The 18,658-nt window shown below is 74.8% G+C and carries 22 protein-coding genes; 6 read left to right on the top strand and 16 right to left on the bottom strand.

What is annotated here, in order from left to right:
- A complete protein-coding gene (locus ACI792_RS14070; protein ID WP_456603139.1) occupies nt 1–519 on the top strand; it encodes a DinB family protein in 519 nt (172 codons plus the stop codon).
- A gap of 133 nt (nt 520–652) precedes the next feature.
- Here ACI792_RS14070 and ACI792_RS14065 read toward each other — a convergent pair whose 3' ends face one another.
- From ACI792_RS14065 to ACI792_RS14040, 6 genes are all read right to left on the bottom strand, one after another.
- A complete protein-coding gene (locus ACI792_RS14065) occupies nt 653–1,582 on the bottom strand; it encodes an ABC transporter permease (RefSeq protein ID WP_456579977.1) in 930 nt (309 codons plus the stop codon).
- Nucleotides 1,579–2,664, bottom strand: a complete 1,086-nt coding sequence (locus tag ACI792_RS14060; protein WP_456603138.1) for an ABC transporter permease — start codon at nt 2,662–2,664, stop codon at nt 1,579–1,581. The genes ACI792_RS14065 and ACI792_RS14060 overlap by 4 nt, the downstream gene beginning before the upstream one ends.
- Nucleotides 2,661–4,268, bottom strand: a complete 1,608-nt coding sequence (locus ACI792_RS14055; RefSeq protein ID WP_456603137.1) for an ABC transporter ATP-binding protein — start codon at nt 4,266–4,268, stop codon at nt 2,661–2,663. Before ACI792_RS14055 ends, ACI792_RS14060 begins: the two co-directional genes overlap by 4 nt.
- On the bottom strand, nt 4,265–5,290 hold the full coding sequence (locus ACI792_RS14050) for a BMP family ABC transporter substrate-binding protein (protein ID WP_456603136.1): 1,026 nt from the start codon (nt 5,288–5,290) through the stop codon (nt 4,265–4,267). The genes ACI792_RS14055 and ACI792_RS14050 overlap by 4 nt, the downstream gene beginning before the upstream one ends.
- A gap of 346 nt (nt 5,291–5,636) precedes the next feature.
- A complete protein-coding gene (locus tag ACI792_RS14045) occupies nt 5,637–6,590 on the bottom strand; it encodes a hypothetical protein (RefSeq protein WP_456603135.1) in 954 nt (317 codons plus the stop codon).
- Nucleotides 6,591–6,715: 125 nt separating this feature from the next.
- Complete coding sequence (locus ACI792_RS14040; protein WP_456603134.1) at nt 6,716–7,183, bottom strand: ArsI/CadI family heavy metal resistance metalloenzyme; 468 nt, start codon at nt 7,181–7,183, stop codon at nt 6,716–6,718.
- 133 nt (nt 7,184–7,316) lie between these two features.
- Between ACI792_RS14040 and ACI792_RS14035 the strand changes: the two genes are divergently transcribed.
- The 3 genes from ACI792_RS14035 to ACI792_RS14025 are packed head-to-tail and all read left to right on the top strand — an operon-like array spanning nt 7,317 to nt 9,180.
- Entirely contained in the window at nt 7,317–7,655 is a 339-nt protein-coding gene (locus ACI792_RS14035; RefSeq protein ID WP_456579983.1) for a metalloregulator ArsR/SmtB family transcription factor, read from the top strand.
- Nucleotides 7,652–8,776, top strand: coding sequence for an ACR3 family arsenite efflux transporter (gene arsB / locus ACI792_RS14030; RefSeq protein WP_456603133.1), 1,125 nt, complete (start codon nt 7,652–7,654; stop codon nt 8,774–8,776). Before ACI792_RS14035 ends, arsB begins: the two co-directional genes overlap by 4 nt.
- Nucleotides 8,773–9,180 (top strand): arsenate reductase ArsC, encoded by a 408-nt coding sequence (locus ACI792_RS14025; RefSeq protein ID WP_456603132.1) that lies wholly within the window; start codon nt 8,773–8,775, stop codon nt 9,178–9,180. The genes arsB and ACI792_RS14025 overlap by 4 nt, the downstream gene beginning before the upstream one ends.
- Here ACI792_RS14025 and ACI792_RS14020 read toward each other — a convergent pair.
- The 8 genes from ACI792_RS14020 to mgrA all read right to left on the bottom strand — a co-directional run bounded on the left by ACI792_RS14020 (nt 9,164) and on the right by mgrA (nt 15,976).
- Nucleotides 9,164–9,637 carry a DUF4334 domain-containing protein gene (locus ACI792_RS14020; protein ID WP_456603131.1) on the bottom strand — a complete coding sequence of 158 codons (474 nt, stop codon included), beginning with the start codon at nt 9,635–9,637 and terminating at the stop codon, nt 9,164–9,166. The two genes, ACI792_RS14025 and ACI792_RS14020, sit on opposite strands and share 17 nt — an antisense overlap.
- 74 nt (nt 9,638–9,711) lie before the next feature.
- Nucleotides 9,712–9,924 carry a DUF4177 domain-containing protein gene (locus ACI792_RS14015; protein WP_091930363.1) on the bottom strand — a complete coding sequence of 71 codons (213 nt, stop codon included), beginning with the start codon at nt 9,922–9,924 and terminating at the stop codon, nt 9,712–9,714.
- A gap of 103 nt (nt 9,925–10,027) precedes the next feature.
- The gene (locus tag ACI792_RS14010) at nt 10,028–12,094 is read right to left on the bottom strand and encodes a glycosyltransferase (protein WP_456603130.1); all 2,067 of its coding nucleotides are present in this window, start codon (nt 12,092–12,094) and stop codon (nt 10,028–10,030) included.
- 65 nt (nt 12,095–12,159) lie between these two features.
- Nucleotides 12,160–12,750: a hypothetical protein gene (locus ACI792_RS14005; RefSeq protein WP_456603129.1), complete on the bottom strand. Its 591-nt coding sequence runs from the start codon at nt 12,748–12,750 to the stop codon at nt 12,160–12,162.
- Nucleotides 12,747–13,319: a hypothetical protein gene (locus ACI792_RS14000; RefSeq protein ID WP_456603128.1), complete on the bottom strand. Its 573-nt coding sequence runs from the start codon at nt 13,317–13,319 to the stop codon at nt 12,747–12,749. The genes ACI792_RS14005 and ACI792_RS14000 overlap by 4 nt, the downstream gene beginning before the upstream one ends.
- Nucleotides 13,320–13,342: 23 nt before the next feature.
- On the bottom strand, nt 13,343–14,602 hold the full coding sequence (locus ACI792_RS13995; RefSeq protein ID WP_456603127.1) for a hypothetical protein: 1,260 nt from the start codon (nt 14,600–14,602) through the stop codon (nt 13,343–13,345).
- A complete protein-coding gene (locus ACI792_RS13990; protein ID WP_456603126.1) occupies nt 14,599–14,889 on the bottom strand; it encodes a hypothetical protein in 291 nt (96 codons plus the stop codon). Before ACI792_RS13990 ends, ACI792_RS13995 begins: the two co-directional genes overlap by 4 nt.
- A 55-nt stretch (nt 14,890–14,944) precedes the next feature.
- Entirely contained in the window at nt 14,945–15,976 is a 1,032-nt protein-coding gene (gene mgrA / locus ACI792_RS13985) for an L-glyceraldehyde 3-phosphate reductase (protein WP_456603125.1), read from the bottom strand.
- A gap of 121 nt (nt 15,977–16,097) precedes the next feature.
- Between mgrA and ACI792_RS13980 the strand changes: the two genes are divergently transcribed.
- Entirely contained in the window at nt 16,098–16,256 is a 159-nt protein-coding gene (locus ACI792_RS13980) for a hypothetical protein (RefSeq protein WP_456579993.1), read from the top strand.
- Nucleotides 16,257–16,280: 24 nt separating this feature from the next.
- Here ACI792_RS13980 and ACI792_RS13975 read toward each other — a convergent pair whose 3' ends face one another.
- Nucleotides 16,281–16,451 carry a hypothetical protein gene (locus tag ACI792_RS13975; protein WP_456603124.1) on the bottom strand — a complete coding sequence of 57 codons (171 nt, stop codon included), beginning with the start codon at nt 16,449–16,451 and terminating at the stop codon, nt 16,281–16,283.
- 62 nt (nt 16,452–16,513) lie between these two features.
- On the bottom strand, nt 16,514–17,290 hold the full coding sequence (gene nagB, locus ACI792_RS13970) for a glucosamine-6-phosphate deaminase (RefSeq protein WP_456603123.1): 777 nt from the start codon (nt 17,288–17,290) through the stop codon (nt 16,514–16,516).
- 127 nt (nt 17,291–17,417) lie between these two features.
- Here nagB and ACI792_RS13965 point away from each other — a divergent pair, with 127 nt between their 5' ends.
- Nucleotides 17,418–18,578, top strand: a complete 1,161-nt coding sequence (locus ACI792_RS13965; protein ID WP_456603122.1) for a glycoside hydrolase family 26 protein — start codon at nt 17,418–17,420, stop codon at nt 18,576–18,578.
- The last annotated feature ends 80 nt before the right edge of the window (nt 18,579–18,658 follow it).

Raw genomic sequence — 18,658 nt, 5'->3', positions numbered from 1 at the left:
ATGACCGACAGCTCCCTCAGCCCCGAGCGCGCCGACCTGCTGGAGACCCTCGCCGCGCACCGGTACTTCCTGCGCCGCACCGTGCAGGGGCTCAGCGACGAGCAGGCGCGGCAGCGGACGACCGCGAGCGAGCTGACGCTCGGCGGCCTGGTCAAGCACGTGGCCGCGACCGAGGCCGGCTGGGCCCGCTTCGTCGTGGAGGGCACCCAGGCCATGGCCGCGCCGGCCGACGCGGCCGGCGTCGCGGACTGGCAGGACGGCTTCCGGCTGCTGCCGGGTGAGACGCTCGCCGGCGTGCTCGCCGACTACGCCGAGGTGGCCCGGCGCACCGACGACCTGGTGCGCACGCTGCCCGACCTGGACGTCTCGCACCCCCTGCCGGAGGCGCCGTGGTTCCCGCCGGGCGCCACCCGGTCGGCGCGGCGGGTGTTCCTGCACATCGTCGCCGAGACCGCCCAGCACGCTGGCCACGCCGACATCCTGCGGGAGTCCCTGGACGGCCAGAAGACGATGGGCTGAGCCGCTCAGGTGCCCGGCCTGGCGACGGCGGCCGGGCTCTGCAGGACCGGTCCTCGGAACCTCCGCGCGACGTCGGGCGGATGCGGGCAGTCCGGCGCCCCCACCGGCAGGAGTTCGGTACCGGCGGCTCCGGTCAGCCGGTCCGGCTCTCCCGGTCGTAGTTGCGGCCGAGGAACTGCGGCACCCGCGCCCAGCGGAAGGCGAAGATCATGACGACGAGGGTCGCCACGTAGGGGATCACCAGGAGCAGCTGCCCCGGGATGTCGGTCCCTGCGATCTCCGTGCGCAGGGCGACCACCTCCATCGCGGCGAAGAACAGGGCTCCCGCCACGATGAACTGCGGGCGCCAGCCGCCGAAGAAGGTGAGCGCGATCGCCAGCCACCCCCGGCCACCCACGATGCCCTCGGTGAAGGTGCCGGTGTAGATCAGCGGCAGGAACGCTCCGGCGATGCCCATGAGGGCGCCGCCGGCCGTCGTCGTCCACAGCCGGGTGCGGACGACGGCGATGCCGAGGCTGTCGGCCGCCCGCGGGTTCTCCCCGACCGATCGCAGGTCGAGCCCGGCCCTGGTCCGGTAGAGGAAGAAGTAGAGCGCCACGGCGAGCACCCCGGCGAAGTACACCAGCGCGTTGTGCGAGAAGAAGACCGTGCCCAGGACGGGGATGTCGCTGAGCAGCGGGATCTCCAGCCGCGGCAGGGTGTCGGTGCGCGGAGTGGTCGCGGTCTGGCCGATCACCACCCGGTAGAGGAGCCCGGCCAGCCCGGTGGCGGCGAAGAACAGCGCCAGACCGACCACGAACTGGTCCAGTCGCAGGATGGTCGTCGCCCACCCGAGCGCGAAGCCGAAGACGGCGCCCACCCCCGCGGCGAGCAGGATGCCGAGGGTGCTGCTGTCCGTGGCGAAGCTGATCAGGAACCCGACCGAGGCGCCCAGCAGCATGATGCCTTCCTGGGAGACGCTGAAGACGCCGGCCAGCCCACCCAGCATGGTGCCCAGAGACGCCAGCAGGTACGGGACCATCGCGATCACCGTGAGCTGGGCCAGGGACGTGAACTCGGTCATGCGACTCTCCTCGCCAGACGGGCTGCGATCACGTCGGAGAGCAGCAGGAAGATCAGGATCAGGGCCTCGATGATCAGGACCATCTCGGCCGGGACGCCGACGGTGCGCTGCATCGAGCTCGCGCCGACCTCGAGGATCGCGATGCCGAAGGCGACCACGGGCACCCAGAGGGCGCTGCCGCGGGCGATCAGCCCGATGATGATGCCGAGCAGCAGGAAGTTGGCCTGCATGCCCTCGATGGCCCGGCCGTGCACACCGACGACCTCGAGGGCGCCGGCCAGGCCGCCCAGCGCGCCGCCGATGATCAGCGCGACGACGGCGATCTTCTCCACCCGGATGCCGTTGATCGCCGCCGCGCGCGGGTTGGTACCGGCCGCCCGCAGCTCGAAGCCCGCGGGGGTGCCCCGGGTGACCACGATCGTCGCCAGCGAGACGAGCACGGCGAGCAGGATGCCCGCGTGCACGCCGGGCGGCCCGCCGATGTCGGGCAGCAGCGCGCCGGCGCCGACGCGCTGGGTGGCCGCCACGCCCGCGGCCGGGTCGGACCAGATCTCGGTCGCGGCGTAGTCGACCACCTGGAAGGCGACGAAGTTGAGCAGGACGGTGCTGAGGATCTCGTTGACCCCGAACCGGCCCATGAGGAACGCCGCGATCCCGGCCCAGACCGCGCCCGCCAGCACACCGGCGACGATCGCCAGCGGCAGGAGGGCGGCGGCCGGCAGACCGGCGTAGACGATCCCGACACCGGCCGACGCGGTCGCGCCGACCAGGAGCTGGCCCTCACCGCCGATGTTGAACCGGCCGACGGCCAGCGGGATCGTGAAGGCGAGGGCCAGCAGCGTGAGCGGAACCCACTTGGTCAGGGTCTCGGTGAAGCCGAACCCGGTCCGGAAGGACGTCGTGAGGATGGTCCGGAAGGCCCCGCCGACGTCGTAGCCGAGCGCGGCGATGACGATCCCGGAGACCGCGAAGGCGGCCGCCAGGGCGAGCACGTAGGGCAGCAGGCCGCGCAACAGGCGGGCGAGCAGGCTGGGCGCCGCCGGTGCGACGGCGTCCGGCTCGGTGAGCACGGGGCTGGTCATGCGGTCTCCTGGACGCCGGCCATGAGGCGGCCCAGCGCGTATGCGTCGTAATCGCCGCGCCGGCGTTCGCCGACGATCCGGCCCGAGTAGAGGACCACCATCCGGTCGGCCAGCAGGCTGAGCTCGTCGAGGTCCTCGGAGATCAGCACCACCGCGCACCCGCGGTCGCGTGCCTCGTTGACGCGGTCGTAGACGAACCGGGCCGACCGCAGGTCCAGGCCGCGGGTCGGGTTCTGCAGGACCAGGACCGAGGGCTCCCGGTCGAACGCCCGCGCCAGCACCAGCCGCTGGATGTTGCCGCCGGAGAGGTTGCCGGCCGGCGCATCGGGCCCGGGGGTCTTGATGGTGTACCGCTCGATCGTCTGCAGGGCGTGCTCGCGCACCCGCCGCCACTGGATCAGGCCACCGCGGCGGTGCGCCGGGTTGCGTTGGGAGCCCAGCAGCAGGTTGTCGGTGACCGAGGCGGCGCCGAGGATGCCGTCGCGGTGCCGGTCCTCCGGCACGTAGGCGACGCCGGCGTCCAGCCAGTGCCGGGTCGGCCGGCCGGCCAGGCCGGTGCCGCCGATCCGCACCTCGCCCGAGTGCACCGGGCGGACCCCCGCCAGCGCCTCGGCGAGCTCGACCTGCCCGTTGCCGGCCACGCCGGCGACACCGACGACCTCCCCCGCTGCGACGCCGAAGTCCACCCCGTGCAAGGCCGGCACGCCCTGGTCGTTGTGCACCACCAGGCCGGAGACCTGCAGCAGGGTGGCGGACCCGGCCGTGGTCCCCGCGTGGTGCTCGACCGGCTCGGCGCCGACCGCGCCGAGCCCCAGGGCCGCGGCCAGGTCGGAGGACGGCTCGGCGAGCTCGCCCACCATGAGCGAGGCCAGCCCGTTCGCGTCGGTGTCGGCGCGGCGCACCGTGGTCATCCGGCGGCCGTCGCGCATCACCGAGATGCGGTCGCAGATGGCCAGCACCTCGCGGACCTTGTGCGAGATGAACACGATGCTGGTGCCCTCGGCGACGATCTCGCGCAGGGACGCGAACAGGTCGTCGACCTCCTGCGGCGTGAGGTTGGTCGTCGGCTCGTCGAGGATGACCACCCGCGCGCCGCGATACAGCACCTTGAGGATCTCCACCCGCTGCCGGGCGCCCACCGAGAGGCGGTCGGTCCGCTGCCGGGGGTCGACCGCGAGGCCGAACCGGTCGGACAGCTCCGACACCCGGGCGGCGGCGTTGCGCAGGCCGCCGGACCTGCCGCTCGTGCCCAGCACCACGTTCTCGACCACCGAGTAGGTCGACACCTGCAGCAGGTGCTGGTGGACCATGCCGATGCCCAGCTCGATGGCGTCGCGGGGCGAGCGGATCTGCACCGGGCGGCCGTCCACCCGGATCTCGCCCGCATCCGCCCGGTAGAGCCCGTAGAGGACGTTCATCAGCGTGGTCTTGCCCGCGCCGTTGCCGCCGACCAGGCCGTGCACCTCGCCGGGAGCGAGTTCGAAGTCGGCGTCCACGAGGGCGCGGACCGGTCCGAAGGACTTGCTGATCCCCGTCATCGTGAGGGGCCGGGCCTGGTCGGGGCCTGCGCCCCCGACCAGGCCGGTGGTTGCCGGGCCGCTCATTCGACCGGCGTCACGTCACGGTCGACCTCGACCTCACCGGCCGAGAGCTGCTCGAGGACCGTGTTCACCTGCTCCAGCACGGCCGGGTCGACGTTCTGCGGGTCCTGCAGCGAGATGCCCTGGTCGTAGGTCATCCCGAGGTAGCCGCCCGTCTCCCCCTCCTCGACCGAGGTGAGGATCTCGTCGAGCATGACCTCGAAGTCGTACAGCACCGAGGTCAGGTAGTGCTCGGGGGCGAGGTTGGACTTGTCGGTGTACTTCGCGGTCATGAGAGCCCCGGGCGGGCCGTCGCCGACCGCCTCGAACGCCCCCACGACGCCGAGGTTCAGCGACGTCAGGATGACGTCGTTGCCGGCGGCGAGGAGTTGGCTGGTGAACTGCTGCGCCCGCGTCGGGTCGTTGAAGTCACCGGTCCACACCGCCGTCAGGTCGGCATCCGAGCCGGTGTCCTCGAGGGCCTGCTCCACGGCGTGCACCTCGGAGTAGGAGAAGGGCAGGGTGACCCCGCCCAGGTAGGCGATCTGGCCGGTCTGCGAGGCGGCGGCGGCCAGCACCCCGAGCGGGTAGAAGGCCAGGTGGAAGTTCCGGTCGAGGACCCAGACGTTGTCCGGCACGTCGGCGGGCTCGGTGTCCTGCTCGGCGATGAAGACGACGTCGGGGGCCTCGGCGGCGACCGCGACCGTGGCGTCGTAGAACTGGCTGCCGTGCGTCCAGATGACGTTGTAGCCGTCGGCCACGTACTCGCGCAGGACGCGCTCGGCGTCGGGCACCTGGACGCTCTCCGAGTAGGTCGTCTCGGCGCCGTGCTCCTCCTCGGCGGCCTCCAGGGCCTGCAGGCCGAGGAACGTGTAGTCCGCGTCGGTCGTCACGCCGGAGAAGACGGCGGCGATCCGGGGCGCCTCACCGCCGCCGGTCGCACCCCCGCCCCCGGCCCCGGCGTCACCGGCTCCGCCTCCGCAGGCGCTGACGGTGAGCAGCATCGCGGCGCCGAGGGCGCTCGCGGACAGTCGGGCGGATCGCATGGACGACACCATCCTCGGGATCGGTGGACGTAGGAAGAGACACTTACCTCAGCGCTAAGGTGTGGCCCAGGGCACAGCCTGCACCGCAACGCAATCGAGATCGAGCTCCCCGCCCCCGCGCGGCGTGGCGGATCCACCTGGAGCAGGGCGGGCAAGGGCACGCTAGGTGCCCGGCGTGACCGACCTGTGGCGGGAACGTTTCCGGCTGTGACGTCTCGTGTTGCGATCCGGTCACGCTCTGCCGCTGACCACCTCTCCGACCCTGGATACCCCGTGCGCCACAGACGGGAGGGAGCCCGCGGTACCGCCGGCCTGCCGAACAGGCGGGGGCGCGGGGCGGTGCGCATCAGCCCGGCGCCTCGTCGGACAGCGAGGCGAGCCCGGCGACGGCGCGGTCGCGCGCCTCCGCCGCCTCCGCGGCGTCCCGCTCGGCACCGGCCCGCCGGCGCTCCTCGCGCCGCAGAGCCGCCGCCGCGTCCCCCGCCTGACGCTCGGCGTCGGCCAGCTGGTCGGCCAGCTCGTCCACGCGGGCGCGGAGCTCCTGCTCCCGGGCGGCCAGCTCCGCCGTGGCGCGGCGGTGCTCCTCCAGCACCTCCGCCGCCTCCGCGGCGGCCGCCTCCGCCCGGTCGACCGCCTCCTGCGCGGCGGCCAGCTCGCGCCGCCGCTTCTCCTCCGCGGCCCGGGCCCGCTCCTCCTCGGCCCGGCGTCGCCGGGCGGCCGCCGACTCCCCCGCCTCCTCCCGCTTCGCGCGTGCCGGCGGCCGGGCGAGCTTCTCGGCGGGCTTGGGGCGCGGTGGGTGGACCAGCCGCAGGTCGGGCCGGGCGACCGTCGTCCCCATGCCGCTGTAGGACATCGGTGAGGTCAGCCGGCCGGTGAGCAGGGCCCGGCCCGCCTCCGGGTCGGACATCGCGGCCCGCAGTGTCTCCTCGACCTGCGTCGCCACCGACGCGCTCACCGGGTGACCCTGGGCGTGCGCCAGCGCCCGCGCCTGGCGGGTCAGGGCGGTGAGCAGCTGGCGGCGCTGCACGTCCAGGGCCCGCAGCTGGTCGCCGGCGAGGTTCTCCTGGGCCTCCCGCAGCAGCTCGCCCAGCTCGACGAGGCCCTCGATCTCGGTGCGCTGCTCCCGCACGAGCACATTGCACGCCCACGCGGCGGCCGAGGCCTTGGGCAGCCCGCCGATCTCCTTGGCCAGCGCCTTGTCGCCCTCGGCCCGGGCCTCGTCCTGGCGCGCCTTCCGCAGGGCGACGAACTCCTCGGGCGGGACGGCGTACAGCTCGTCGGCCACCTCGTCGAGATCCACGGCGGCATCCTGCCCTCCCGTGTCGACCAGGTCACCTGGTCTCCTGGGGTCCCGGCTCACGGTCGGTGCTGAGCCAGGACCCCGAGCGGTGGGCCAGGAGCGGCGGGGGCTCCGCTCGTGCGGCGTCAGCAGCAGGCGGCGGCGGGTTGCGCGTCCGTCCGGCAGCAGGTGCCGTCCCCGGAGACGGCGGAGAGCTCCGCGTCCGTCCTCCCCTCCAGGTCGGGACGCGCGTCCGCCGTGACGGTGTAGACCTCCCACGGCTCCCCACCGGGCCCGGTCACCCAGACCTTGTCCTGGACGGCGTAGCAGCAGGTCGTGCCCTCCTCGGGCCGCGTGGCCAGTCCCGCCTCGGCGAGCCGGCCGGTCGCGGCGGTGACCTCGTCGGTCGAGGCGACCTCGACCCCGAGGTGGTCCATGCGGGTGGGCTCCCCGGCCTCGCCCTCCAGGAGCACGAGCTTCAGCGGCGGCTCGACGACCGCGAAGTTGGCGTAGCCGGGGCGGCGCTTGGCCGGCGCGGTGCCGAAGAGGCGCGAGTAGAAGTCGACGGCGGCGTCGAGGTCGGCGACGCGGAGGGCGAGCTGCACACGGGACACGGGGGCCTCCTGGAGGAAAACGTGACATAGACGGACGTCGATGTCTGAACGCAGAATGAACACCTTGTATCGATGCTTGTCAATACGATGGTCATCGTTACGATGGCGGTCGACGTCCGACGAAGGAGACCCGATGAGCGAGCCCGCCCTGGCCTGCTGCACCCCGCTGTCCGGCACCGCGATGTCCGCCGAGCAGGCCGAGCAGGTCGCGCCGCTGCTCAAGGCGCTGGCCGACCCGGTCCGCCTGCGGCTGGTCAGCCTCATCGCCTCCAGCGCGAGCGGCGAGGCCTGCGTGTGCGACCTGAACGACGCCTTCGACCTCACCCAGGCGACGATCAGCCACCACCTGAAGGTGCTGCACTCGGCGGGGCTGCTGGACCGGGAGAAGCGCGGGGTGTGGGTGTACTACGCCGTCCGCCCGGCCGCGCTGCGCGCCGTCGCCGGCCTGTTCGAGACCGCGGTGCCCGCGTGAGCGACGCCGTCCGCGAGACCGCGCGCACCGACGTCCCGGACGACGCCCCCGTCCTCCGGAAGCTCTCCACCCTCGACCGCTTCCTGCCGGTCTGGATCATCGCGGCGATGGCGCTCGGCCTGGTGCTGGGCCGCGGGGTGCCGGGTTTGGACGACCTCCTCTCCGCCGTCGAGGTGGGCGACGTCAGCCTGCCCATCGCCATCGGCCTGCTGTTGATGATGTACCCCGTGCTGGCCAAGGTCCGGTACTCCGAGCTGGACCGGGTCACCGGCGACCGGCGGCTCCTCGGCGCCAGCCTGGTGCTCAACTGGCTGCTCGGCCCCGCGCTGATGTTCGCCCTCGCGTGGCTGCTGCTGCCCGATCTCCCCGAGTACCGGACCGGGCTGATCATCGTGGGCCTGGCCCGCTGCATCGCGATGGTGCTCATCTGGAACGACCTGTCCTGCGGCGACCGCGAGGCGGCCGCCGTCCTGGTCGCGATCAACTCGGTGTTCCAGATCCTCGCGTTCGCCGCGCTGGGCTGGTTCTACCTGCAGGTGCTGCCCGGCTGGCTGGGGCTGCCGACGACGTCCGCGGAGTTCAGCGTCTGGGCGATCCTGCTCTCGGTGCTGGTGTTCCTCGGGATCCCGCTGCTGGCCGGCTTCCTCACCCGCACGCTGGGCGAGCGCCGCAAGGGGCGAGACTGGTACGAGGGCACGTTCCTGCCGCGCATCGGCCCGGTCGCCCTCTACGGACTCCTCTTCACGATCGTGATGTTGTTCGCGCTGCAGGGCGACGCGATCACCTCTCGCCCCTGGGACGTCGCCCGCATCGCCCTGCCCCTGCTCACCTACTTCGTCCTCATGTTCGGCGGGTCCTTCCTGCTCGGCATGCGGCTGGGCCTCGGCTACGCGAAGACGGCGACGCTCGCGTTCACCGCGGCCGGCAACAACTTCGAGCTCGCCATCGCCGTCGCCATCGGCACCTTCGGCGTCACCAGCGGGCAGGCCCTCGCCGGCGTCGTCGGCCCGCTCATCGAGGTGCCGGTCCTCGTCGCCCTCGTCTACGTCTCCCTCTGGGCCGCCCGGCGCTGGTTCCCCGGCGACCCGACCGTCCCCACGACCGCCAGGAGCACCCGATGACCGCCAGCGTCCTGTTCGTCTGCGTGCACAACGCCGGCCGCTCGCAGATGGCCGCCGGCTGGCTGCGCCACCTGGGCGGCGACGCCGTCGAGGTGCGCTCGGCCGGCTCGCTGCCCGGCGACCAGGTCAACCCCGCCGCGGTCGAGGCCATGGCCGAGGTCGGCATCGACATCTCCGACCAGCGCCCGAAGGTGCTCACCACCGAGGCGGTCGAGGCCTCCGACGTGGTGATCACCATGGGCTGCGGCGACGCGTGCCCGGTCTTCCCGGGCAAGCGCTACCTCGACTGGGCCCTCGAGGACCCGGCCGGCAAGGGCGTCGAGTCGGTGCGGCCGATCCGGGACGAGATCGAGCGGCGCATCCGCGGGCTGCTCGCCGAGCTGGGGGTCAGCTCTCCCGCGTGAGCAGGAAGAAGAACGGGTCGGGCAGGCCGCGCAGGTCCATCAGGCCGAGCACGGTGCGGCCGTCCACCCGCCGGAAGACGTCGATGATCGGCAGCCGGTCGTAGACCATGGCGGCGGTGACGACGCCGCGGTGCTCCAGCGCGCGGAGCCGCGCCGTGGGGCGGGTCGTCATCAGCAACGGCCGGACGGCGGTGAACGCCAGCCGGGCCGCCGTCGAACGGGCCACTCCGGGGAGGCCGCGCAGGACCCCGACGGGGACGAGCGCCGGCTCCACCGGGCGCGGGCCCGAGCGGGTCGCGAACAGCAGCGGGTGCGCGGTCTCGGCGTCGAAGAACTCCTTGCCCCACCAGCCGTAGGCCTCCAACAGCCCGTCCAGCGGCGACCCGGTGGGCACCCCGCTCCCCCGCCACCGTCCGGTCATCTCCTCCACGGCGACCGCCGAGCCGCTGTCGAACATCGAGAGAGCCTCGGCGCGGGGTATCCCCCGGACGGCCCTCGCGACCCGCTGGTCGCTGCTCCGGGAGTCCGTCGTCACGCCACCGGGCGCTCGAAGGTGACCAGCACGCCGTCGACGCCGCCGGGGCCGATGCGGCCCTTCACCTCCACGGAGGTGATCGCCTTGAGCTGCCAGCCCGACCGGGCGTGCTCGTTGAGCACCTTCTCCAGCTTCCCGCCGGACATCTTGCCGCCGATGAGCCCCTCGCGGATCTCCTCGACCTTGTACTCGTAGCGCGCCGCAGCCATGGTCGCCCGTCCTCTCAGCCGTCGGGTCGGTCACCCGCCAGCCTGCCGACGTCGTGACGAACCTGCCACCGCGCCCGGCGAGAGGCAGCGCCACCGCCGGGCGCTACCTGCCGTCGGCACCGGAGAGCGCGCGCTCCAGCTCCGGCGTCAACCGCGGGATCGGCCGGGTGTCGTCGTGTCCCGGGCGCCGGGCGAGCGGGGAGACGAACGGGCTGCGCACCGCGGCAGCCACCGCGTCCGGGTTGGCCCGGGCGGCCGGCACCCGGCCACCCGCGACGGCAGGCTCGACCGTCACCGGCGTGACCTCCTCGGCCGCCGAGCGGGCGGCGCCCGCGCCGAACGCCGTCGCCGAGAGCGCGGCCAGCTCGCGCCACTGCCGCCCGACGAACTGCAGGCGGTGGACGTCCTCGGCGCGGGACCGGACGACCGCGCGGAACACGACGTGCGCGGCGCGGTCGGGCACGCGGATGGCCAGCGCGACCTCCGCACCGACGGCGACGCCCCCGCCGCGGACCCGCACCTGCGCACCGCCGAGCGAGACGTCGACCAAGCGGGCGGGGGCGCCGTCGACGACGGCGGGCAACGCGGCCGGGAAGCGATGGCCGTCCCGGCGCTCGGCGGAGAAGCGCGGGTCGCGGATGCGGCGGATGCCGGCGACGACGAAGCCCAGGGTGCTCGCCACCCAGAAGACCGGAACCAGGGTGGTCCCGCCCAGCCGGTGCTCGACCGGCGTCCAGCCGGCCAGGCTCGCGGCGGTCCAGAGCAGGCTTCCGCCGAGCACGGCCGCGAGCACGAGCAGCAGCGCGGGCACCCGGGCGCGGGTGCGGTCCTCCCCCGTGCGCCCCTTCGCGGTGACCGCGAAACGACCCCTGCCGCGGAGCACCAGCGACAGCGTGGCCGCGAGGTTGGAGGGCAGCCGGACGACCTCGAACAGCAGGGAGAAGCGCGCCGGGGCGAAGCCGCGTGACAGGAGGCCCAGCGCCACCTGCTGCAGGGCGAACGAGATGCCCGCCGTCACCGCGAACAGGACGGGCGGCGCGTCCACCGGGAACACCCCGGTCAGGAGCACGGCGACCGGGACGAGGGCCAGACCCAGCGTCCGCCACGAGTCGAACCACGCCGACAGCGAGTAGAGGTAGCCCAGCCGCTGCCGAGCGGTGAGCCCCGTCGCGGTCAGCGGGTTGTCGTGCCGCAGCACCTGCATGGCACCCCGGCCCCAGCGCCGGCGCTGGGCGTAGAAGGCGTCCGGGCTGCCCGCCGCCAGTCCCCGGGCGAGCACCTCGTTGTGGTACGCGCTCCGCCACCCGGCGCGGTGCAGCTTCATCGTCGTGTGGAAGTCCTCGGTGAGCGACTCGGTGGCCACTCCCCCGATCTCGCGGAGCGCCTCGGCCCGCAGCACGGCGTTGGTCCCGCACCAGAAGGCGGCGCCCGCGTGGTGCTTGCCGGCCTGGATCACCCGGTAGAACAGCGACTCCTCGTGCAGGTCGACGCCCGGGCGCAGGTGTTCGAAGGAGCTCGTGTTGTAGAAGTGCTGCGGCGTCTGGACCAGCGCCAGCCGCTCGTCGGCGAAGTAGGGCAGCGTGCGGGTGAGGAAGTCCGGATCGGGCACGTGGTCGGCGTCGAACACGGCGACGAGATCCGTCCGCACCAGCGCCAGCGCGTGGTTGAGGTTGCCCGCCTTGGCGTGGTCGTGCTCCGCGCGGGCGACGTAGCGGGCGCCCAGCGCGGTCACCATCTCCTCGACCTCGAGCCGGTCGCCGTCGTCGAGCACCCAGGTCTCGTGCTCGCCCTCCATGGCCAGGCAGGCGGCGACGGTGGGCAGCAGCACGTCGAGGTGCTCGTTGTAGGTCGCGACGAGCACGGTGACCGACGGCGGCGGTCCGGGGCGGGGCGCCGGCACGGTCGCCGGCGCGACGTCCCAGGTGGTCATCACGAACAGCACCAGGGCCAGCCCGCCGTAGAGCTCCAGCGCCAGGAAGGGCACGCCGAGCCAGAGGGCCGGCCCCTCGGGCAGGGTGACCAGCAGCCGCCAGGTGAGGTAGCCGGCGGTCGCCAGGACGGCGGCGACGGCGACGGCGCGCACCACGAGCAGCCGCGCGGCGCCCTCCGGCGCCGGAACGGCATCCCGGGTCCCGCTGGGGCGGCCCAGGGCCGCCCGATCGATGCTCACCCCGGGGTGATCGACACGCTCGCCCTGCGAGCGCATCCCCCCGAGGGGTGAGGTCGCTGCGGCGGTCAGCCCACGGTGAGGCGGAGATGCTCGGCGGTCCGGTCCGCCATGTCCGCGACGTGCTCCCCCTCGTGCAGCAGCGTCCAGGACATGACGAGCTCCACCGCCGTCGGCACGCCGTGCACGTCCACCGCTCCCGGCGGCGCGACGAGGTGGCGGACGCTCTCGACGAGCAGGCCCTCACCCGGCCCGCCGGTCTGCCGCGCCACCCGTCGGACACGCAGCGCCGGGCCGGCCGGGAGCGCGACCAGACCGACGGCGGGCGGCGCGAGCGCCCGCCCCACGGTGGCCCGCTCCTGCTCGGCCAGCTCCGTCAGCCCGCTGGTCAGCCGGTACCGGTCCGCGCGGAGGGTCACGAGGACGCCGTGGGCGGGGTCGGGGAGCCACATCGCGACGAGGTCGGGCGTGCCCTCGCGGAGCGCCTCGCCCAGCGAGCGCAGCTGCGCCCCGAGCCAGGCCGCCTCAGCTCCGCTGGCGTGGAGGTCGTCGCAGACCTGCTGCGCCCAGGCGGTGACGTCGCCGGTCCCCGGCAGCCACACCCACCCCTCGCCGGACGGCGCCACGGTGTAGCTCCAGCGGTGCGCGGCGCCGGTCACGGGAGCCACCGGAAGGAGCCCGCCACGGCGTCGAAGAGCGCGGTCAGCGGTTCGAGCAGCTCGAGCAGCGGCGTCGAGAAGCTGAGCAGCACGAAGCCGCCGCCGGGCATCGGGTGCTGGTACTGCACCAGCTCCGTCGCGACCTGCCGGCCGTCCGGCGCCGGCGCGTGCGCCCGGCGGCGCACGCGGGCCACGGGGCCGCAGGCGAGCTCGACCACCTCGGCCGACGCTCCCCCTCCCCCCGCGGCGAGGAAGGCGGCGACCTCCGCACCGGGCCGGTCCCCCCGGTGCGGCGGGACCACCCCCACCGCCAGGGCGCAGGCGACCGGCGGGGCCCCCTCCTCGACCACCGGGAGGTGCACCTCGACGGTGCGGCTGTCGCGGCGCGCGGCGACCGCACCGTGCAGCAGTCGGGCGACCTGCGGCTCCAGCCGGTCGCGGTCGGGCCGGCCCCGGGTGACCGCCCGGGCGATCCGGCGGACGTCCGCGTCCCGCTGCGCGTCGTCGAGGACCCGGATCCGCACCCAGTTCCCGGGCACCGCGAAGGTGAAGTCGCGGGGCTGCCCCACGGCTGTTCCCGCCGCCACGGCCGTCACCGGGCCGCCCGGACGTGGGGGTGGGCAGCGGACGGGCCCCCGCTGCCAACGAAGGCGTTGGCCGCGGGGACGCCGCCGGCGGCGTTGGCGAGCAGGGTCCCGCCGTTCGCCCGCGCCGCACGGGCCAGCCCGGCCTGCACCTGGGGGGCCGCCGTCGTGGCCGGGTGGATGAACGGGTGCGGGCCGGCGACCGGACCCCGCAGCAGACCCGACGGGCGGTACGCCTGGCCCCACTCCCCGCGGGTGGGCAGCCAGCCGCGCGGGTCGCGCGCCCGGGACGCGAGCGCAGCGGCCGCCCGTCCGGGCGCCGGGACGACGGCCACCGCGCGCTGCGCCTCCCGGCGGGTCATGCCCGAAGCCCGCAGGTGCTGGATCAGCGAGGGGCCGGCCAGCCCGCGGGTGCCCGTGGCGACCGCGTGGCCGGCCAGCGCGAAGGCGCGACCGGCCCCGAAGGTCAGCACCCCCACCGCGTCCCACAGCACGGCCGAGAGCTCCGCCCGGCCGCTCACCAGCAGCACGGTGTTGCCCACCAGCGAGACGGCGCCGGCCACGAGAGCCAGCCCGGCGGACGCCGCCGCGAAGGGCTGGAGGCCGGGGATCGCGCCGAGGAACAGCGCCACGAGGCCGAGGGCCCCCGAGAGCTTCCCCGCCCAGCCGGTGACGGCGGCGACCACGTCCAGGACGTCGCCCCGGAGACCGTCCGCGAGGTCGTCCGCGCCGAGGACGTCGTCGATGGCGTCGGCGGCGGTGGTCCCCGCGGCGCACCACTCGGCCTCCAGCTCCTCGAGCTCCACGTCGGCGGCCCGGATGCCCCCGGTGGCCGCCGCGGCGTCGTCGTGCGCCCGGCGCTCGGCGACCGGGTCGGGCTCCGGCTGTGCGGCGGCCCGTTCGTGGGCCCGCCAGGCGGCGTCGCGGGCCTCCTCGGCCCGCTTCGCACGCGCGAGGACGACGTCGGCGCGGGCCTGGACGTCGTCGAGCGTGCGCGCGTACCCGGCGAGCGTCCGCGCCGTCCCCTCGTACCGGGCGAGCGCCTGCTCGATCGTGCCGGCCACCTCGGCGGTGCGCTCCCGGAAGGCCCGCCCCGCGTCGGAGTCCCACGCCGTCGCGCCGTCGTGGATCTCGCGGAGCGCCCTCGCCGCGGTGGTGATCGCCACGGCCGTGTCCGCGTACCGCTGCGCGAGCCGGGCGATCGCCGCGGCGTCGCCGCCGACCGGGTCCGACGGGCGCAGCGGCGACCAGTCCCGCGGGCGGCTCACCGCTGACCGGCCAGCGCGGCGACCAGTTCGGTCTCGATCCGCTCGTAGACCTCCGCGGCGTCCTGAGCGGCCTGGCCGAGCCCCGCGATCAGCCCCGTCATCTCGGTCCGCCGCCGGTCCCAGTTGCCGCCGAACTCCCGCAGCCGCTCCCGCAGCCGGTCGTGCGCGATCACGTCCCCGCCGACGTCGGCGGTGTCCCGCGCGCCGTCGAGCTCACCGTGCACGACGAGCAGCGCGCGCCCCGCGTCGCGCAGGACCGCTGTCTCCACCTCGAGGCCGTCACCCACACCGCGGACCCTAGGCAGCGGCGGCCCTCCGCCGGGTCCGTTGTCCACAGGCGGCTCAGGCGGTGCGGGGGCCCTCCCACAGGTCGATGCCGCCCTCGACGGCGTGCTGGTCGATCGCCGCGAGCTCGCCGTCGGTGAACGCCAGGTTCTCCAGCGCCCCGACGTTCTGCTCGAGCTGTGCCACGCTGCTGGCCCCGATGAGCACGGTGGTCATCCGTGGGTCGCGCAGAGCCCAGGCCAGCGCCATCTGGGCCAGCGACTGCCCGCGCTCCCGGGCGAGGCCGTCGAGGGCCCGGACGTGGGCGAGGGTCTGCTCGGTGAGCAGGTCGGGCGAGAGCGACTTGCCCTGGCTGGCGCGGGACCCCTCGGGCACCCCGCCGAGGTACTTGTCCGTGAGCATGCCCTGCGCGAGCGGGGAGAAGGCGATGCACCCGGCCCCGACGTCGGCGAGGGCGTCGAGCAGGTCCTCGCGCTCGATCCAGCGGTTGAGCATCGAGTAGGAGGGCTGGTGGATCAGCAGCGGCGTCCCGAGGTCGGCGAGGATCGCGGCGGCGCGCCGGGTCTGCTCCGGCGAGTACGACGAGATGCCGGCGTAGAGCGCCTTCCCGGAGCGGACGGCGGTGTCCAGTGCGCCCATCGTCTCCTCGAGCGGCGTCGTGGGGTCGGGCCGGTGGCTGTAGAAGATGTCGACGTACTCCAGGCCCATCCGCCGCAGCGACTGGTCCAGGCTGCCCAGCAGGTACTTGCGCGAGCCACCGCCCTGGCCGTACGGCCCGGGCCACATGTCGTAGCCGGCCTTGGTGGAGATGACCAGTTCGTCGCGGTAGGGCCGGAAGTCGTCGGCCAGGTGGCGCCCGAAGTTGGTCTCGGCGCTGCCGTGGGGCGGCCCGTAGTTGTTCGCGAGGTCGAAGTGCGTGATGCCCAGGTCGAAGGCCCGCCGCAGGATGTCGCGCTGGCGGTCGAAGGGCATGTCGTCGCCGAAGTTGTGCCACAGGCCCAGGCTCAGCGCGGGGAGGTCCAGGCCGCTCCGCCCGGTGCGGCGGTAGCTCATCGAGTCGTAGCGGTCGTCGGCTGCGGTGTAGGCCATGCACCGATCCTGCGTCACCGGCGGCCGGCCCGCCGCACCTACCCCGGATCGCCGGCGCCCGTGGGCGGGTCCCGGCCCCTAGGGTGGACGGCGGCCGCCCCGCCTTCCCCCTGGAGCTCCCGTGCTGCTGCGCCTGATCGGTCTCCTGCTCGTCGTGTGGCTGGTGCTCTCGATCATCGGCGCGCTGGTGGAGGGACTCTTCTGGCTGCTGCTCGTCGGCGCGGTGCTCTTCGTGGCCACCGCCGCCTACGGCTGGCTGAAGCGCGACGACCGGGTCTGACCCCGGCGGCTGCCCGTCCGGGGGTCAGTCGCCGTCGGCGTCGCCGGCCGCCCCGCCGGCGTAGGGGTGCGGGTCGCCCACCTGGCCGGTGGGCGGCGGGCCGGATGCCGGTTGCTCGGGGACCTGGTCCGCGGGCGCGACGCGGACCGTGGCCTCGAGTGCGTCCAGGCCGATGGCGAAGCGGCTGTCGGTCACGGGGTCACCATCCACCCGCGAGGGCCGGTCGTCCAGACCGACGGTCCGCCGGGTGCGCCAGGTCAGGCTCCGCCCGGCCGGTGGGCGTAGGTGTGGCGGTAGTGGTCGGCCAGGCGCAGCCGGGAGGCGGCCGCCTCGTCGAGGTAGACCCCTGCCCGTCGGTGCAGCTGCAGCACCGAGGCGGGGCACATGCTGCTCAGCGGACCCTCCACCGCCGCCGCGACGGCCTCGGCCTTGGCCTCGCCCTGCGCGACCAGGACCAGCTCCCGCGCCTCGAGGATGGTGCCGAGCCCCTTGGTCAGGCAGTGCACCGGCACCTCCTCCGGCGAGGCGAAGAACCGGGCGTTGTCCGCGCGGGTCCGGGGCGCGAGCGCCTTCACCCGGGTGCGCGACGTCAGGGACGACGTCGGCTCGTTGAAGCCGATGTGCCCGTTGGCGCCGATCCCGAGGAGCTGCACGTCGATGCCGCCGGCGGCGCGGATCTCCTGCTCGTAGCCGGCCGCCTCGGCGTCCAGGTCCGCCGCGCAGCCGTCGGGCACGCGCACCCGCGCCGGATCGAGCTCCAGCGGTTCGACGACGGTGCGCCGGATGACCGACGCGTAGCTCTGCGGGTGCGCCGGCGGGAGACCGACGTACTCGTCCAGCGCGAAGCCGCGGACGCCGGAGACGTCGAGCTCACCGGCGGCCACCTGCCGGGCGAGCTCGGCGTAGGTGCCCAGCGGCGAGGAGCCGGTCGCCAGCCCGACGACGGCGTCCCTGCGCCGGCGGACCGCCTCGGCGACCCGCCGCGCGGCGACCCGGGCCACCTCGTCCGGCCCGGGAAGGATCACCACCTCCACCGGCCCAGGATCCCACCGGTCGGGGCCCGGGTGGCGCCTGCTCCTGCGACCTGCGGGTGGTCGCCGGCCGACCGCTTCAGCCGCGGCCCCGGGCGGCCGATGGGATGGGGTGCGACGACTGCCCACCGTGACCCTGTCCGCGCTGACCGCGACCGCGCTCCTCGCCGGCTCCGCCTGCGGCACGGCCGAGGACGGCGGCACGGAGGCGGGCGGTGTGACGTGCCGCGTCGCGGAGCTCCACCGACCGGGCGCGGGCGACGGGGTCTACCTGGGGGTGAACCTCGACTGGGGCGACCGGACGCTGGCCGAGCACGCCGCCGCGCTCGGCTCGCAGCCCGCCGTCGCCGTCTCCTTCACCGGCTTCCCCTTCTCCCCCGCCGACGAGGGCAACCTCGACGCCGCCGTCGAGCAGGTGCGCGGCGAGGGCGGCCTGCTGCTGCTCACCCTGGAGCCGCACGAGGGCCTGGCCGCCGTCACCGAGGACGTCTCGACCGGCCTGGCCGAGCGGCTGGCCGGCTACAACGAGCGCGGCGTGCCCGTCGTGGTCCGGTTCGCCCACGAGATGAACGGCTCGTGGTACCCGTGGGGCCAGCAGCCGGGCGCCTACGTCCAGGCGTTCCGGCGGGTGGCCGCCGCCGTCCACGCGGGCGCGCCGGGCTCGGCGGTGATGTGGGCACCCAACTACGGCGGCGGCTACCCGTTCACCGGCGGCGCCCACGCGGCGACCGGGCCCGGCGACGTCGCCGCGCTGGACACCGACGGCGACGGCGCGGTCTCGGCGGCCGACGACCCCTACGCCCCGTACTGGCCGGGCGAGGACGCCGTCGACTGGGTCGGGATGTCGCTCTACCACTGGGGCGACGCCCACCCGTGGGGCGAGAACGAGGTGCCCGAGGCCGGCAAGTTCCTCGCCCAGCTGACCGGCAGCTACGCCGGGCGGGGCGGCGACGACCGCGGGCTACCGGACTTCCACGCCGAGTACGGCGAGCGGTACGGCAAGCCGGTCGCCGTCCCGGAGACCGCGGCGTTCTTCGCCCCGGGCGGCGGCGGCGCCGGCGAGCTGGCCGTCAAGCAGGCCTGGTGGCAGCAGCTGTTCGACCCGGGGCTGCCCGAGCGCCTGCCCCGCCTCGCGATGGTCAACTGGTTCGAGTGGGCCAAGGAGGAGCCGGAGGTCGGCGGCCGGGTGGACTGGCGCGCGACCGGTTCCGCGCCGGTGCGCGACGCCTTCCGCGCCGACCTGCCGGAGTGGGCCCTCGGCGCCGGCGACGTCCCCCGCTGCGGCGGCTGACCCGGCAACCGGCAGCAGGGCCCGCCGGGCGCGCAGCATCCCGCAGACGACCAGCGAGCAGCACAGCCCGACGCCGGCGG

Source organism: Blastococcus sp. SYSU DS0669, assembly GCF_054050895.1.
The sequence above is the reverse complement of the archived record's forward strand: the minus strand, read 5'-3'. Positions and strand labels throughout refer to the sequence as shown.